Below are 17,043 nucleotides of genomic sequence, written 5' to 3' on the forward strand. Positions count from 1 at the left end.
CATCCCGGGTGGGGGTCGGCGCCGGAAACCTGACGGTCTGTGGAAGGATCCATCTTGGTCGCCTCGAGCACCTCTAATCAAGAAACCGCTAGTTCGGCCCGCACAGCGGAAGCTGCCGGCCGAATCTCATTCGCAAAGATCCACGAACCCCTGGACGTGCCCAACCTGCTGGCGCTCCAGACGGAGAGCTTCGACTGGCTCGTGGGCAACCAGCGCTGGAAGGCCCGCCTCGAGCAGGCCATCGCCGAAGGCATCCAGGGCGTAGCGTCCACCTCCGGCCTCGCCGAGATCTTCGAGGAGATCTCGCCGATCGAGGACTTCCAGGGCACCATGTCCCTGAGCTTCTCGGAGCCCGAGTTCGCGGACCCGAAGTACACGATGGCCGAGTGCAAGGACCGCGACGCCACGTACGCCGCGCCGCTGTACGTCAAGGCCGAGTTCATGAACAACAACACGGGCGAGATCAAGCAGCAGACCGTGTTCATGGGCGACTTCCCGCTGATGACGGACAAGGGAACGTTCATCATCAACGGCACCGAGCGTGTCGTTGTTTCGCAGCTGGTGCGCTCCCCGGGCGCCTACTTCGAGCGCACCCCGGACAAGACGAGCGACAAGGACATCTTCACGGCGAAGATCATCCCGTCGCGCGGTGCCTGGTTCGAGCTCGAAATCGACAAGCGCGACCAGGTCGGCGTTCGCCTCGACCGCAAGCGCAAGCAGTCCGTTACCGTGCTGCTGAAGGCCCTCGGCTGGTCCGAGAGCCGCATCCTTGAGGAGTTCGGCCAGTACGACTCCATCCGCGCCACCCTCGAAAAGGACGCGACGGAGACCAAGGAAGAAGCCTTGCTGGACATCTACCGCAAGCTTCGCCCGGGAGAGCCGCCGACGGTCGACGCCGCCGAGGCACTGCTGGACAACCTCTACTTCAACTCCAAGCGCTACGACCTCGCGAAGGTCGGCCGCTACAAGATCAACCGCAAGCTCGGGGTCGACAAGCCGCTGTCCGCGGCCGACGCCTCCGTGCTCGACATCGACGACATCGTCGCGATGATCAAGTTCCTGGTCGCTCTGCACGCCAACGAGAAGACCGTCCAGGGCACGCGCAACGGCGAGACCGTCGACCTCCGCGTCGAGGTCGACGACATCGACCACTTTGGCAACCGCCGCATCCGCGCGGTCGGCGAGCTCATCGAGAACCAGGTCCGCACCGGCCTGTCCCGCATGGAGCGCGTTGTCCGCGAGCGTATGACGACCCAGGACGTCGAGGCCATCACGCCGCAGACCCTGATCAACATCCGCCCGGTGGTCGCCGCGATCAAGGAGTTCTTCGGAACTTCCCAGCTGTCGCAGTTCATGGACCAGAACAACCCGCTCGCCGGACTGACGCACAAGCGCCGCCTGTCCGCGCTGGGCCCGGGTGGCCTGTCCCGCGACCGCGCCGGCATGGAAGTCCGTGACGTCCACCCGTCGCACTACGGCCGCATGTGCCCCATCGAAACCCCTGAAGGCCCGAACATTGGCCTGATCGGTTCGCTGGCCACCTACGCGCGCATCAACGCGTTCGGCTTCATCGAGTCCCCGTACCGCAAGGTCGTCGACGGCAAGGTCACCGAGCAGGTCGACTACCTGACCGCCGACGAGGAACTCGAGAGCGTCATCGCCCAGGCGAACGCCCCGATGACGGACAACCAGACCTTCATCGAGGAACTGGTCCTCTGCCGCGAGCGCGGCGGCGGCGGCGAGCCCGTGCTCGTCCCGCCGACCGAGATCGACTACATGGACGTCTCCCCGCGCCAGATGGTCTCCGCGGCCACCGCGCTGATTCCATTCCTGGAGCACGACGACGCCAACCGCGCGCTCATGGGCGCCAACATGCAGCGCCAGGCCGTGCCGCTGCTGGCCTCCGAGTCGCCGCTGGTCGGCACCGGCATGGAGAAGTACGTTGCCGTCGACGCCGGCGACTCGATCACCGCCGCCCAGCCGGGCGTCGTGAACGAGGTCTCCGCGGACCTCGTGACCGTCCTGAACGACGACGGAACCGAGTCCGCATACCCGATCATGAAGTTCGCGCGCTCCAACCAGGGAAACGCGTACAACCAGCGCGTTCTGGTGTCCGAGGGCGACCGCGTGGAGTACCAGAGCATCATCGCCGACGGTCCCTCCACGGACAACGGCGAGCTCGCGCTGGGCAAGAACCTCCTGGTCGCGTTTATGTCCTGGGAAGGCCACAACTTCGAGGATGCGATCATCCTCTCCCAGCGCATGGTCTCCGACGATGTCCTCACCTCGATCCACATCGAGGAGCACGAGGTCGACGCCCGCGACACCAAGCTGGGTGCCGAGGAAATCACCCGCGACATTCCGAATGTCTCCGAGGAGATCCTCGCGCAACTCGACGAGCGCGGCATCATCCACATCGGCGCCGAGGTCGAGGCGGGCGACATCCTCGTCGGCCGCGTCACGCCCAAGGGCGAGACCGAGCTGACCCCTGAGGAGCGCCTGCTGCGCGCCATCTTCGGCGAGAAGTCGCGCGAAGTGCGCGACACCTCCCTGAAGGTGCCCCACGGCGAGTCGGGAACCGTCATCGGCGTGCGCATCTTCGACCGCGACAACGACGACGAGCTGCCCCCGGGCGTCAACCAGCTGGTCCGCGTGTACGTGGCGCAGAAGCGCAAGATCACGGACGGCGACAAGCTGGCCGGCCGCCACGGCAACAAGGGCGTCATCTCGAAGATCCTTCCGATTGAGGACATGCCGTTCCTCGAGGACGGAACTCCGGTCGACGTCGTCCTGAACCCGCTGGGTGTGCCGGGCCGCATGAATGTGGGCCAGGTCCTGGAGATCCACCTCGCGTGGGCCGCCAAGCAGGGCTGGAAGATCGAGGGCGAGCCGGAATGGATCAAGAACCTTCCGAACCTCCCGCGTGAATCCGGATCCACCACCGTCGCGACCCCCGTCTTCGACGGCGCGGCGGAGGACGAGATCCGTGGTCTCCTTGACCACACCGCGGTGACGCGCGACGGAAACCGGCTGATCAACAACTCGGGCAAGGCCCGGTTGTTCGACGGCCGCTCCGGCGAGCCGTTCCCGGACCCGGTCTCCGTGGGCTACATGTACATCCTGAAGCTCCACCACCTGGTGGACGACAAGATCCACGCCCGCTCCACCGGCCCGTACTCCATGATCACCCAGCAGCCGCTGGGCGGTAAGGCGCAGTTCGGCGGACAGCGCTTCGGCGAGATGGAAGTCTGGGCCCTGGAGGCCTACGGCGCGGCCTACACGCTGCAGGAACTGCTGACGATCAAGTCCGACGACATCCACGGCCGCGTGAAGGTCTACGAGGCGATCGTCAAGGGCGAGAACATCCCGGAGCCCGGCGTTCCGGAGTCGTTCAAGGTTCTCATCAAGGAAATGCAGTCGCTCTGCCTCAACGTGGAAGTCCTCTCCACCGACGGCACGACGATCGAAATGCGGGACTCGGACGAAGAAGTCTTCCGGGCCGCGGAAGAACTGGGCATCGACCTTTCACGGGCCGAGCCAAGCTCCGTCGACGAGGTCTAGTACGGCCGGCGGGGAGCCGGGCAGCGATGCCCGGCACCCCGCCGTCCCTCCGGACACGTACTAGACCACCGGGACGGACCAGCGTCCGCCCCAGCACAGACTTCTTCTAAGAATCAGACGAGAGAGACAGGGACCATATGTCCAGCGAATCCTCATTCGGCCTTATGCGCATTGGCCTCGCAACCGCGGAAGAGATCCGCGGATGGAGCTACGGCGAGGTTAAGAAGCCGGAAACCATCAACTACCGCACCCTCAAGCCGGAGAAGGACGGACTCTTCTGCGAGAAGATCTTCGGCCCTTCCCGCGACTGGGAGTGCTACTGCGGCAAGTACAAGCGCGTGCGCTTCAAGGGCATCATCTGCGAGCGCTGCGGCGTCGAGGTGACGCGCGCCAAGGTGCGCCGCGAGCGGATGGGCCACATCGAACTGGCCGCGCCCGTGACCCACATCTGGTACTTCAAGGGCGTTCCGTCGCGCTTGGGCTACCTGCTTGACCTGGCACCGAAGGACCTCGAGAAGGTCATCTACTTCGCCGCCTACATGATCACGTCCGTCGACGAGGACCGCCGCCACGCGGAGCTCCCGAACCTGCAGGCGCAGCACGACCTGCAGCGCAAGACGCTCGTCGACAACCGCGACTCCGACATCGCCGCGATTGCCCGCGACCTGGAGAACGACCTCGCCAAGCTCGAGGCCGACGGTGCGAAGGCGGCCGAGAAGAAGAAGGCCCGCGACTTCGCGGACAAGACCATGGCCCAGGTGCGCAAGCGCGCCGACGCCGAGATCGAGCGCCTCGAGCAGGTCTGGGACCGGTTCAAGAACCTGAAGGTCGCGGACCTCGAGGGCGACGAGGGCCTGTTCCGCCAGCTGCGCGAGAAGTACGGACTGTTCTTCGAGGGCTCCATGGGTGCCGAGGCGATCAAGAAGCGCCTCGAGACTTTCGACATGGAGGCCGAGGCGGAGCTGCTGCGCGACATCATCAAGAACGGCAAGGGCCAGCGCAAGACGCGTGCCCTGAAGCGCCTGAAGGTCGTCAATGCGTTCCTGACCACCACCAACAGCCCCCTGGGCATGGTGCTGGACGCCGTCCCGGTGATCCCGCCGGAGCTGCGCCCGATGGTCCAGCTGGACGGTGGCCGCTTCGCGACCTCCGACCTCAACGACCTCTACCGCCGCGTGATCAACCGCAACAACCGCCTGAAGCGCCTGCTCGACCTCGGTGCGCCCGAGATCATCGTCAACAACGAAAAGCGCATGCTCCAGGAAGCGGTCGACTCGCTGTTCGACAACGGCCGCCGCGGCCGTCCGGTCACCGGACCGGGCAACCGCCCGCTGAAGTCGCTCTCCGACATGCTCAAGGGCAAGCAGGGCCGGTTCCGCCAGAACCTGCTCGGCAAGCGCGTCGACTACTCTGGCCGTTCGGTCATCGTCGTCGGCCCGCAGCTGAAGCTGCACCAGTGTGGTCTGCCCAAGCAGATGGCCCTGGAGCTCTTCAAGCCCTTCGTGATGAAGCGCTTGGTTGACCTCAACCACGCGCAGAACATCAAGAGCGCCAAGCGGATGGTCGAGCGCTACCGCCCGCAGGTCTGGGACGTGCTCGAGGAAATCATCACCGAGCACCCGGTGCTGCTGAACCGCGCACCCACCCTGCACCGCCTCGGCATCCAGGCGTTCGAGCCGCAGCTCGTCGAGGGCAAGGCGCTCCAGCTCCACCCGCTGGTCTGCGCCGCGTTCAACGCCGACTTCGACGGCGACCAGATGGCTGTGCACCTGCCGCTGTCGCCGGAGGCCCAGGCCGAGGCCCGCATCCTGATGCTGTCCTCGCACAACATCCTGAAGCCCTCCGACGGCCGCCCGGTGACCCTGCCCTCCCAGGACATGATCATCGGTCTGCACCACCTGACCACGAAGCGCCCCGGAGAGAAGGGCGAGGGCCGCGTGTTCTCGACCCCCTCCGAGGCCATCATGGCCCTGGACGCTGGCGTTCTCCACCTCAATTCGGTCGTCAAGATCCGCGTCGAGGGCTTCGTTCCGTCCGCCGAGATGCCGGCTCCCGAAGGCTGGGAAGAAGGCGCCCCCGCGCTCATCGAGACGTCGATCGGTCAGGTCCTCTTCAACGAGACCCTGCCCGCCGACTACCCGTGGGTCGAGCGTGTGGCCGGCAAGGACACGCTCTCCGAGATCGTCAACGATCTCGCCGAGCGCTACCCGAAGGTCGTCACCGCCGCGACGCTGGACAACCTGAAGGACGCCGGCTTCAGCTGGGCGACCCGCTCGGGCGTGACCGTGGCCATCTCCGACATCACGTCGAACATGGACAAGGCCGCGATCCTGGCGCCGTACGAGGAGCAGGCACTCAAGGTGCAGGCGCAGTACGACAAGGGCCTCATCGCCGACGAGGAGCGCCGCACGGAGCTCATCGACATCTGGAACAAGGCGACCGACGAGGTGGCCGAGGCCATGCGCGCCGGCATGGAGGAACTGAACACCATCAACCGCATGGTGACCTCCAAGGCCCGAGGCAACTGGCTGCAGCTGCGTCAGATCGCCGGTATCCGTGGCCTCGTGTCCAACCCCAAGGGCGAGATCATCCCGCGTCCGATCAAGTCCTCGTACCGCGAGGGCCTGTCCGTTCTCGAGTACTTCATCGCAACCCACGGCGCCCGCAAGGGCCTCGCGGACACCGCGCTGAAGACCGCCAACTCGGGTTACCTGACCCGTCGTCTGGTGGACGTCTCGCAGGACGTCATCGTCCGCGAGTCCGACTGCGGCACCGAGCGCGGCCTGACCGTGCCGATCGCCTCGGTCGACGAGATGGGCACCGTGCGGATGCACGAGACCGTCGAGAACTCGGCGTACACCCGCACGCTGGCGACCGACGTCCTCGGCGCCGACGGCAAGGTGCTGGCCCCGGCCGGCTCCGACGTGGGAGACGTCCTCATCGACGAGCTCTTCAACGCCGGCGTGTCCGAGATCAAGGTCCGCTCGGTGCTGACCTGCGAGTCCGTCGTCGGAACGTGCGCGCTGTGCTACGGCCGCTCCCTGGCCACGGGCAAGACCGTGGACATCGGCGAGGCCGTAGGCATCATCGCCGCACAGTCCATCGGCGAGCCCGGGACGCAGCTGACCATGCGTACCTTCCACACGGGTGGTGTCGCCTCCGCGGAGGACATCACCCAGGGTCTGCCCCGTATCCAGGAGCTCTTCGAGGCGCGTACCCCGAAGGGTGTCGCCCCGATCTCCGAGGTCGCCGGCCGCATCACCATCGAGGACGCGGAGAAGCAGCTGCGCATCGTGGTGACCCCGGACGACGGCTCGGAAGAGATCGCCTACCCGGTGCTGCGCCGTGCGCGCATGCTCGTCGCCGACGGCGACAGCGTGGCGGTCGGCCAGCAGCTGGTCTCCGGCGCCATCGACCCGAAGCAGGTACTGCGTGTCCTCGGACCCCGCGAGGCCCAGAAGTTCCTGGTCCGCGAAGTCCAGGAGGTCTACCAGTCCCAGGGTGTGGGCATCCACGACAAGCACGTGGAAGTCATCGTTCGCCAGATGCTTCGCCGCATCACGGTCATCGAGTCCGGCGAGACCGGCTTGCTGCCGGGCGAGCTGGCCGAGCGCGCCCGCTTCACCAACGAGAACCGCAAGGCCGTGTCCGAGGGCAAGCAGCCCGCGTCCGGCCGCGACGAGCTGATGGGAATCACCAAGGCCTCGCTGGCCACGGACTCCTGGCTCTCGGCGGCATCCTTCCAGGAGACCACCCGCGTCCTGACGCAGGCGGCCATGGAGGGCAAGTCGGATCCGTTGCTGGGTCTGAAGGAGAACGTGATCATCGGTAAGCTGATCCCGGCCGGCACCGGCCTGGACCGCTACACCCAGGTCAACGTGGACCCGACGGAGGAGGCCAAGGCCAACCTCTTCACCGGTCCCAGCGCGTTCACCGGCTTCGACTACGAAGGTGTCGAGCCGGGGATGTCCCCGGAGTTCCACGCCATCCCGATGGATGACTACGACCTCGGAAGCGACTTCCGCTAGGTCCGGTCCCCGGTAGCATCCGGGGCCCGAACCGACACGCCGTGGCCGGCACTCCCGCAAGGGGGTGCCGGCCACGGCCCGCTTAACGGCGGGCTTCGGCCGGCGGGTTCCGGATCTCGGGCCCGGCGGCCGTGAGGAGCGGCGGCAGCGAGTTCGCGCACGGCGGGGGAGCGGCGGTGCGGCAGCCCAATTCGGAGCGCAGGGCCCTGCGTGCTAAGGTATTAGTAATTGTTTTATGTGTGGCAAATGGACACGGTCCGGGTTGCGGGGAACTTGCGCAACAGATGCCACACTTTTGCACGCCTACGGTCGATTCCGCAGACGATGCGAGGAAAACGACCAAAAGCGCAACGCCCCGGCCAGCAGAGCGGCAGAGGGCGCGGCAGAACCAAGAAACCGGAGGACACGAAAGTGCCTACTATTCAGCAGCTGGTCCGCAAGGGCCGCTCGCCGAAGGTCAACAAGACCAAGGCCCCTGCCCTGAAGGGCAACCCCATGCGCCGTGGCGTGTGCACCCGTGTGTACACCACCACCCCGAAGAAGCCGAACTCCGCGCTCCGTAAGGTCGCCCGTGTTCGCCTCGCCGGTGGCATCGAGGTCACCGCATACATTCCGGGCGTCGGCCACAACCTGCAGGAGCACTCCATCGTGCTCGTCCGCGGCGGCCGCGTGAAGGACCTCCCGGGTGTCCGCTACAAGATCGTCCGTGGAGCCCTCGACACCCAGGGTGTTAAGAACCGTCAGCAGGCACGCTCCCGCTACGGCGCCAAGAAGGAGAAGAAGTAATGCCTCGTAAGGGTCCGGCGCCCAAGCGCCCTCTCGTTTCCGATCCGGTCTACGGATCCCCGCTGGTCACCCAGTTGATCAACAAGGTCCTGGTCGACGGCAAGAAGTCCACCGCCGAGCGCATCGTCTACGGTGCCCTCGAGGGCGCACTGGCGAAGACCGGCAGCGACCCGGTTGCCACCCTCAAGAAGGCCATGGACAACGTCCGCCCGGCCCTCGAGGTCCGCTCCCGCCGCGTCGGTGGCGCCACCTACCAGGTCCCGGTCGAGGTCAAGCCGGGCCGCTCCACCGCGCTGGCCCTTCGCTGGCTCGTTGGCTACTCCAAGGCACGTCGCGAGAAGACCATGATCGATCGTCTGCAGAACGAGATCCTGGATGCCTCGAACGGTCTGGGTGCCGCTGTGAAGCGTCGCGAAGACACGCACAAGATGGCCGAATCCAACAAGGCATTCGCCCACTACCGCTGGTAACCGTGATTTCCGTACGACGGCGGCCGCCTTGCCAAGGCGGAGCGGCCGCCGTCGCACTGGATCAACAGACATAAGGGAGACACCGTGGCACTGGACGTGCTCACCGACCTCAAGAAGGTCCGGAACATCGGCATCATGGCGCACATCGATGCCGGTAAGACCACCACAACGGAGCGCATCCTGTTCTACACGGGTGTGAACCACAAGATCGGCGAGACGCACGACGGCGCTTCGACGACCGACTGGATGGAGCAGGAGAAGGAACGCGGCATCACGATCACGTCCGCCGCCGTGACCTCCTTCTGGAACAACAACCAGATCAACATCATCGACACCCCCGGCCACGTTGACTTCACGGTGGAGGTCGAGCGCTCCCTGCGTGTGCTCGACGGCGCCGTTGCCGTCTTCGATGGCAAGGAAGGCGTCGAGCCGCAGTCGGAGACCGTCTGGCGCCAGGCGGACAAGTACGACGTGCCCCGCATCTGTTTCGTCAACAAGATGGACAAGCTGGGCGCCGACTTCTACTTCACCGTGGACACCATCATCAAGCGCCTCGGTGCCAAGCCGCTGGTCATGCAGCTGCCGATCGGCTCCGAGAACGACTTCGTCGGCGTCGTCGACCTCATCGAGATGCGCGCCCTCGTGTGGCCCGGCGACTCCAAGGGCGACGTCACCATGGGTGCCGCCTACGAAATCCAGGAGATCCCCGAGGACCTCAAGGAAAAGGCCGTCGAGTACCGCGCCCAGCTGGTCGAGGCCGTTGCCGAGTCCTCCGACGAGCTGATGGAGAAGTTCCTCGAGGGCGAAGAGCCCACGATCGCGGAACTCAAGGCCGGCATCCGCAAGATGGTCATCGGTTCCAGCGCCTACCCGGTGTTCTGTGGCTCCGCGTTCAAGAACCGCGGCGTCCAGCCGATGCTTGACGCCGTCATCGACTACCTGCCGTCCCCGCTGGACGTTCCGCCGATGATCGGCCACGATCCGAAGAACGAGGAGATCGAGCTCACCCGCGCGCCCTCCTCCGACGAGCCGTTCTCGGCCCTGGCCTTCAAGATCGCGTCGCACCCGTTCTTCGGGCAGCTCACGTTCATCCGCGTGTACTCCGGCAAGGCGTCCTCCGGCCTCCAGGTGATCAACTCCACCAAGGGCAAGAAGGAGCGCATCGGAAAGCTCTTCCAGATGCACGCCAACAAGGAGAACCCCGTGGACGAGGCCTACGCGGGCCACATCTACGCGGCCATCGGCCTCAAGGACACCACCACGGGCGACACGCTGTGCGCGGTCGACGCCCCGATCGTCCTCGAGTCCATGTCCTTCCCGGATCCGGTGATCTTCGTGGCCATCGAGCCGAAGACCAAGGGTGACCAGGAGAAGCTCTCCACGGCCATCCAGAAGCTCTCCGCCGAGGACCCGACCTTCACCGTCTCCCTCAACGAGGACACTGGCCAGACCGAGATCGGCGGCATGGGCGAACTCCACCTGGACATCCTGGTGGACCGCATGCGCCGCGAGTTCCGCGTCGAGGCCAACGTCGGCAAGCCGCAGGTGGCCTACCGCGAGACGATCAAGAAGAAGGTCGACAAGGTCGACTTCACCCACAAGAAGCAGACGGGTGGATCCGGCCAGTTCGCCAAGGTCCAGATGGCTTTCGAGCCGCTCGACACGACCGACGGCGCCACGTACGAGTTCGTGAATGCCGTCTCCGGTGGCCGCATTCCGCGCGAGTACATCCCCTCGGTCGACGCGGGAATCCAGGCTGCGATGCAGTTCGGCATCCTGGCCGGCTACCCGATGGTGGGCGTCAAGGCGACACTGCTCGACGGCGCCTACCACGACGTCGACTCGTCCGAAATGGCGTTCAAGATCGCCGGCTCGCAGGTGTTCAAGGAGGGCGCACGCCGCGCCACCCCGATCATCCTTGAGCCGCTGATGGCCGTTGAGGTCCGTACTCCCGAGGAGTACATGGGCGACGTCATCGGCGACCTGAACTCCCGCCGCGGCCAGATCCAGTCCATGGAGGACGCCGCCGGCGTGAAGGTCATCAAGGCCTCCGTGCCGCTGTCGGAGATGTTCGGCTACATCGGCGACCTGCGTTCCAAGACGCAGGGCCGCGCCGTGTACTCGATGAAGTTCGAGAGCTACCAGGAGGTCCCCAAGGCTGTCGCCGAGGAGATCATCCAGAAGAACCGCGGCGAGTAGTCGCCTCGACAACAACTTGCCGCGATCCCGGTCATCCGGGGGAACGGCACCGTGGAGGCCGGCTGGCCGCCAGCCGGACGGCCGGCCTCCACGTGGCAGACTGAGGGGCCCGATAGCGGGGCCTGACGGAAACCGCAATTTCAGGAAAAATACCAGCCCACAGTAGACTTGCATGAGTTTCGCCCACGAACCGCGTGGGCGGGGTAAGTCTTCTGTATACGTTCTAGGAGGAACCTGTGGCGAAGGCAAAGTTCGAGCGGACTAAGCCGCACGTCAACATCGGCACCATTGGTCACGTTGACCATGGCAAGACGACGTTGACCGCTGCCATTTCCAAGGTGCTTGCTGACAAGTACCCCGATCTCAACGAAAAGCGCGATTTCGCGGCTATCGACTCCGCCCCGGAAGAGCGCCAGCGCGGCATCACCATCAACATCTCCCACATTGAGTACCAGACGGAGAAGCGCCACTACGCGCACGTTGATGCCCCGGGTCACGCTGACTACATCAAGAACATGATCACCGGTGCCGCACAGATGGACGGCGCGATCCTCGTGGTTGCCGCCACCGACGGCCCGATGGCTCAGACCCGCGAGCACGTCCTGCTCGCCCGCCAGGTTGGCGTTCCCTACCTGCTGGTCGCGCTGAACAAGTCGGACATGGTCGACGACGAAGAGCTTCTGGACCTCGTGGAAATGGAAGTTCGCGAACTTCTCTCCGCCCAGGGCTTCGACGGCGACGAGGCACCTGTGGTGCGCGTCTCCGGCCTGAAGGCACTCGAAGGCGACCCGGAGTGGGTCAAGTCCGTCGAAGAGCTCATGGACGCGGTCGACGAGCACGTTCCGGACCCGATCCGCGACCGTGACAAGCCGTTCCTGATGCCGATCGAGGATGTCTTCACGATCACCGGCCGTGGCACCGTTGTTACGGGCCGCGCCGAGCGTGGCACCCTGCCGATCAACTCCGAGGTCGAGATCGTTGGCATCCGCCCGGTCCAGAAGACCACGGTGACCGGCATCGAGATGTTCCACAAGCAGCTCGACGAGGCATGGGCCGGCGAGAACTGTGGTCTGCTTCTTCGCGGCATCAAGCGCGAAGACGTGGAGCGTGGCCAGGTTATCGTCAAGCCGGGTTCCATCACCCCGCACACCGATTTCGAGGCCAACGTCTACATCCTCTCCAAGGATGAAGGCGGCCGCCACAACCCGTTCTACTCGAACTACCGCCCGCAGTTCTACTTCCGCACGACGGACGTGACTGGCGTTATCACCCTGCCCGAGGGCACGGAAATGGTTATGCCCGGTGACAACACCGAGATGACCGTTGCGCTGATTCAGCCGATCGCCATGGAAGAGGGCCTCGGCTTCGCTATCCGCGAAGGCGGCCGCACTGTTGGCTCGGGCCGCGTCACCAAGATCATCAAGTAGTTTTTGACGATCTGACCTGACGGTCCAACGGAAGGACCCCGCTGCTTATGCAGCGGGGTCCTTCCGCGTTCTGCCGGGGTGGCGCCGGGCATGTCCTGTCCACATGCCCGCACGTGCGCTTGGGCAAATCGCGGAATATGGCTAGTGTCGTGACTAATTATCACGAATGGAGTGGCCCGCGCATGGAGCTGGTGCTGTTGGCGTTGTTGGTTCCCGCGGTTTTCGTGGCACTCGGCGTGCTGATCGGATGGTGGGCGGGGCGCCGCGCGCTTCGCCGCTCCCTTTCCGTTCCCGAGCCTCGCCCGCTCTTTCCCGACGTCGGATCGTCCTCCCCGGTTGCGGCCGACGATCGGGCGGCCTTGGCGCGGGCGTGGCAAGAGGGGTATGAGGCCGCGGCCACCTTCTTTTCCCCGGCTCGGTCCTTCCCGGACGGCGCTCCACGCGATCGTGCTCCGTCGGAGAGGGGCCTGGAGCCGATGCGTGTTCAAGGCGGGGCGGCACAGGACGGCACCGCCGAGCCGCGCGCCGTGCCGGTTTCGTTACGGCGGGAACCGGCCGGCGCCGGGCCAATCGACCGCGCCGTCGAGCCGCCGCCGAAGGACGGCGCCGAGGCGCACGGGCCCGCCGCCCCCGCACCCGTCGATCCGGAGCGCCGAACGCTCCGCAACATCAACATCACGCTGTACGTCGCGTCGATGCTGTTGGTGGCCGCCGCGTCCCTCTTCATCGGAATTGCGTTCCCGCCGGGCGTGAAATTCGCGGGACTGCTGCTCCTGACGGCGACCTTCTATGTCGGCGGTCTCGCGGTGCACACGCACAGCGAACGACTGCGGCCGGCGGCGGTCGCCTTCACCGGCACGGGGCTGGCGCTGATACCCGTGGCGGGCTTGGCCCTGCATCTCCTGATGACGGTCGGCGCGCCCGTGGCCTGGTTCGCCACGTCGATCGTCGGAACGGCCGCCTTTGTCCATGCCGCGGCTCGTCTCCAGAGCAAGGTGCTGGCGGCACTGTCGCTGACGTTCCTCGTCTCCACGGCCTGGTCCGGAGGCGCGGTCCTGAACCGCGGCCTGGTCTGGTACTTCATGTTCACGATCCTGCTGGCGGGCGTCGCCACCTTAGCGGCCTCCGCCCGGCCGCGCTGGCTCGCCAACGTCTACGTCGTGGCCTTCACAGCGGCCCACCGCTACCTGGTGCCCTCCACCCTGCTGGTCGCGTTGCTGCTGGTTGGCACCTTGGCTTCGACCGATTACGTCCTGGTGTTCCTCGCCGCGACGGCCTACTACGCGGCGGCGGCGGCGTTCGGGCTCCGGCGGGACCGCATCCCCAACATGTACGCCTGGCGGGCGACGTCGGTGATGGCCGCCGTCGCGCTGGCCGCCGAACTGGGCGCGGGCCCCGCCGGACTTTCCCGGACTGCCGCGGTGCTGCTGCTGGTACAGGGCACGGCCGTCATCCTCGCGAAGGTGCCCTACGCGCGCTGGCTGGCCGAACACGGAAGCCGGGAGGCAGCTGCGCGTGTCGAATCACGGAACGATCAGGCACGAGGAGGCGAGGCACGAGCCAACGAAGCACGGACGGATCAGCCTCGGAACGTTCGCCGTCAATGGGCCACCGGACCGGAAACCGTCGTCGGGGAGGGGCTGGTTCTCTTCGCAGGCGGCGTCCTGTGCGCCGCGTTCGGCAACGAACGGCTGATGGGCGGCGGCCCGGGGCTGGGCGCCGCCCACCCCTGGTGGTCCTTCAACTGGACGCTTCTGCTGGTGGCCGTGGTAGGGACCCATGCGGCCCTGCGGGAGGGCGGTCGCTACGGTTGGATCCCGATTGCCGGGGGAGTGGCGGTCCTCTTGGAACCCTGGGATCCCTCACCGTGGCGTCAGGCAATCGTCTTGTTGGTTGCGTTGGAGGGCGTTCTGGCGGCGCGCCGGAAGTCGGCGGGCGCCATCGGGCGCCGCATGGGAGTACTGGGATGGCCGGAGAGCCTGGCCTCCCGCGTCGTCCAGGGCACGGCGGGCACGTCTGCGCCAAAGCGGGGAGACACCGGTCCGTCCGCGGTGATCAGGAGCGGCGTCGACCCATCCGGGCGGACCCGGGGTGAGCCCGGCCAGCCGCAACTTGCCCAGGGAGTCGCGATCCGGGTGCTCCTACCCGTGGCCGCGGCGAACGTCGCCGGTTGGGCCGCGTCCGGCTGGGCGGTGCCCGGATCCGCGTCGCATGGCGCGGCGGGCGGCGGGCCGGGAACCGAAGCCGCCACGATAGGCGGCGCGGTCCTGCGCGCCTGGCTGCTGGCGTATGCGGTCGCCTGGTTGGCCAATACCGTGGTGGCGGCGATCCGGTTGCGCGGCGGAAACACCCCGGAAAGAAGGCTCCTCAGCGCCGCGTCCGAGGCCGTCCTCCTGCCGCTGGGCGTCGCGATGGGCCTGACCGCGACACTGGTCCTCCTTGCTGACGGCGCTCTGTCCGTCGACGGAGGCGCGGCCCGCGAAGGTGCCGGCGCGCTAGGCGTCAGCGGCACGTCGGGGCAGGTGTTGGGCCCGCGGGCATGGCTGATCGCCCCGTGGCCCAGTGAATGGGCGCTCGGCGCAACGATTGCCGTGGCCATTGTCGCGGCGACGCTTGTGCTGGGCATCCGGGGCCTGCCCGCACCGGAGGGGCCCCGTGGAATCCGGGGCCGCCGGATTCGCGGGGCCGCTCACGCCACGGGTGTTCTGGGTTTGGCCGGGGGCGTCGCGTTGGGCGGGACCTTCCGGGCGGAATGGGGCGTCGAGGCCGTATTGGTCCTGGGGCTGGCGTACTGCTCCGCGCGGTGCGCCTCGCCGGGGCGTCCCTGGGTCCGTGGTGTGTATGCGGCGGGCGGGCAGCTCTTCCTCACCGCTTTTGCGCTCCACCTTGCCGGGCGCCACGACGCCGATGCGCACGCCACCGCGGCCATCGCGGCGCTGACGCTGGCCGCCGGACAGTCGGCCCGGCTTGTTCTCCAGCGAGGGAAGCCGGCGCACGGCGGAATCGGCCTGCACGCCCTGATGGGTTGGGCGACCTTCGGCCTCCTGACCGCCGGGCCTTTTGCCTACGGTGCGGCCAACGCGGCGCCCACGGGCACGGACTTCGGTTATCTGGCCGGCTACGAACCCGGGGTGGACCAGGCCTCCCTCCTGGTCCAGCTCATCTGCCTCGGAGTGTTCGCGACCCTGTGGTGGCGCCACGGCGATGGGGTCCGCGGTCACGCCGGCCGCCGCTGGACCGTTCTGGCGGTGGCGCTGGCCGCCGGGGGAATTGCCGTGGTGCCGTCCGGTGCGTTGTCTCTCCGTGACGGCGGATGGCTCCCCGATCCCCTGTGGAACTTACCCGCTGCGGTGCTGCTGCTGGTCGGGTTGGCGGCCGCGGCCATTGTGGCCGAAGCGTGGAACCGCTCCCGGTCGAGGGCGGCGGCAGCCTACACGGGGCCGCGTGGCGCGGCGGCAGCGGGCCTGCTTGCGGCCGCACTGGCTGTCGCCCCGGTCGGGGAACCCGGCTGGAAGGCGCCGGTTCTGGTCATGATTGGCGCGGGCTTCGCCGTTTTCGCCGCCACGTCGGGGATCCCGTGGCTGCTGCTGGGGACGGCCCTGGCCTTGCCGGCCGCCGTGTATGCGGGGGTGGTGCACTTCGTGCAACCGGTTGGTCCGGACGCGCTGTCCTTCGAGCCGGTCGTGTTCCTCGCCACCCAGGTCGCCTCCGGCGCTGTGCTCTACGCGGCGGGAACGGTCCGGGCGGGCGGAAGGCGCTGGATCAGCGGCGAATGGGTTCCGCAGTGGTGGACGCCGGGGCATTCGGTGGTTTGCGCGGGCGGGGGCCTGGCCAACATTGGCCTCGGCGGACTGGCGGCGCAGGGGGAGTCGGCGCCGCTGGTGTACGTCGGCCTGTTGACGATCGCCGCATCGGCCGTGGCCGCCGTGTTCGAATGGCCCTCGGGCCGCAGGACCATACCGGCCGAGGCCGCGTATGTTGTGGTGGCCGCCTGCCTCCATCGTGCCTGGTGGGTCACCGTCGGAGGAGCGGGGTACTTCTGGGCGGTGCAGTATTGGGTGGTTGTCCTCGCCCTGGCCGCGGCGTTCCACTACCTGGCGCGGAGAGGGGCCCGCGGCACGGCGTTCCTCTGTGTTGGGGCCGGGCTCCTCTCGGCGTCCGGCCTCACCAGCGTCTTTGTGGGCGGTGCGGAGCGGCAGATCTGGACTCTCACCGGCCATGCGGCCCTGCTCGCGTTTGGTCTCTTGTCCAACCGTAGGCTTTTTGTGGTGTGGGGAGCTGCCGGTGTCGGGTTGGCCGTTCTCTGGTACTTGCGCGGTTACACGTTCCTACTCCTGCTGCTCCTTGCCGTCGCGCTCATCGGTGTTGCCGTCTGGAGGCTGAGCAAGATCGGGGGCGGCAGAACATAGCGGCATGCCGCACGGCGGGACAGCGTCGGTCGGCACGGAACCAACCCCGCTGTACGGGACCAACCTCGGGGTGAGGAGTCAACGCCGGGCATAAAACAACGCGCCGACGCGGTCTCGGGCCCCCGGACGGGTGAACCCGCCGAAGCGCGGCCTGCGATCCTGA

7 protein-coding genes are annotated in these 17,043 nt (G+C 67.0%); all 7 read left to right on the forward strand.

Translation table 11 applies throughout. The annotated features are described in order from the left end of the window. Positions 1-54: 54 nt before the first annotated feature. The 7 genes from rpoB (at position 55) to AC3ZJJ_RS02770 (ending at position 16,880) form a co-directional block, all read left to right on the forward strand. A complete protein-coding gene (rpoB, locus tag AC3ZJJ_RS02740; RefSeq protein ID WP_489893739.1) occupies positions 55-3,561 on the forward strand; it encodes a DNA-directed RNA polymerase subunit beta in 3,507 nt (1,168 codons plus the stop codon). A gap of 137 nt (positions 3,562-3,698) precedes the next feature. Then, complete coding sequence (locus tag AC3ZJJ_RS02745; protein WP_489893740.1) at positions 3,699-7,589, forward strand: DNA-directed RNA polymerase subunit beta'; 3,891 nt, start codon at positions 3,699-3,701, stop codon at positions 7,587-7,589. 411 nt (positions 7,590-8,000) lie between these two features. After that, on the forward strand, positions 8,001-8,375 hold the full coding sequence (rpsL, locus tag AC3ZJJ_RS02750) for a 30S ribosomal protein S12 (RefSeq protein WP_071894958.1): 375 nt from the start codon (positions 8,001-8,003) through the stop codon (positions 8,373-8,375). Further along, positions 8,375-8,845, forward strand: coding sequence for a 30S ribosomal protein S7 (gene rpsG / locus AC3ZJJ_RS02755; protein ID WP_489893741.1), 471 nt, complete (start codon positions 8,375-8,377; stop codon positions 8,843-8,845). The genes rpsL and rpsG overlap by 1 nt, the downstream gene beginning before the upstream one ends. Positions 8,846-8,929: 84 nt before the next feature. Continuing rightward, positions 8,930-11,044 (forward strand): elongation factor G, encoded by a 2,115-nt coding sequence (gene fusA / locus AC3ZJJ_RS02760; RefSeq protein ID WP_489893742.1) that lies wholly within the window; start codon positions 8,930-8,932, stop codon positions 11,042-11,044. Between the two features lie 236 nt (positions 11,045-11,280). Continuing rightward, positions 11,281-12,471, forward strand: coding sequence for an elongation factor Tu (tuf, locus tag AC3ZJJ_RS02765; RefSeq protein WP_489893743.1), 1,191 nt, complete (start codon positions 11,281-11,283; stop codon positions 12,469-12,471). 149 nt (positions 12,472-12,620) lie between these two features. Continuing rightward, positions 12,621-16,880, forward strand: a complete 4,260-nt coding sequence (locus AC3ZJJ_RS02770) for a hypothetical protein (RefSeq protein WP_489893744.1) — start codon at positions 12,621-12,623, stop codon at positions 16,878-16,880. The last annotated feature ends 163 nt before the right edge of the window (positions 16,881-17,043 follow it).

This window comes from Arthrobacter sp. AOP29-A2-19, from assembly GCF_058138025.1.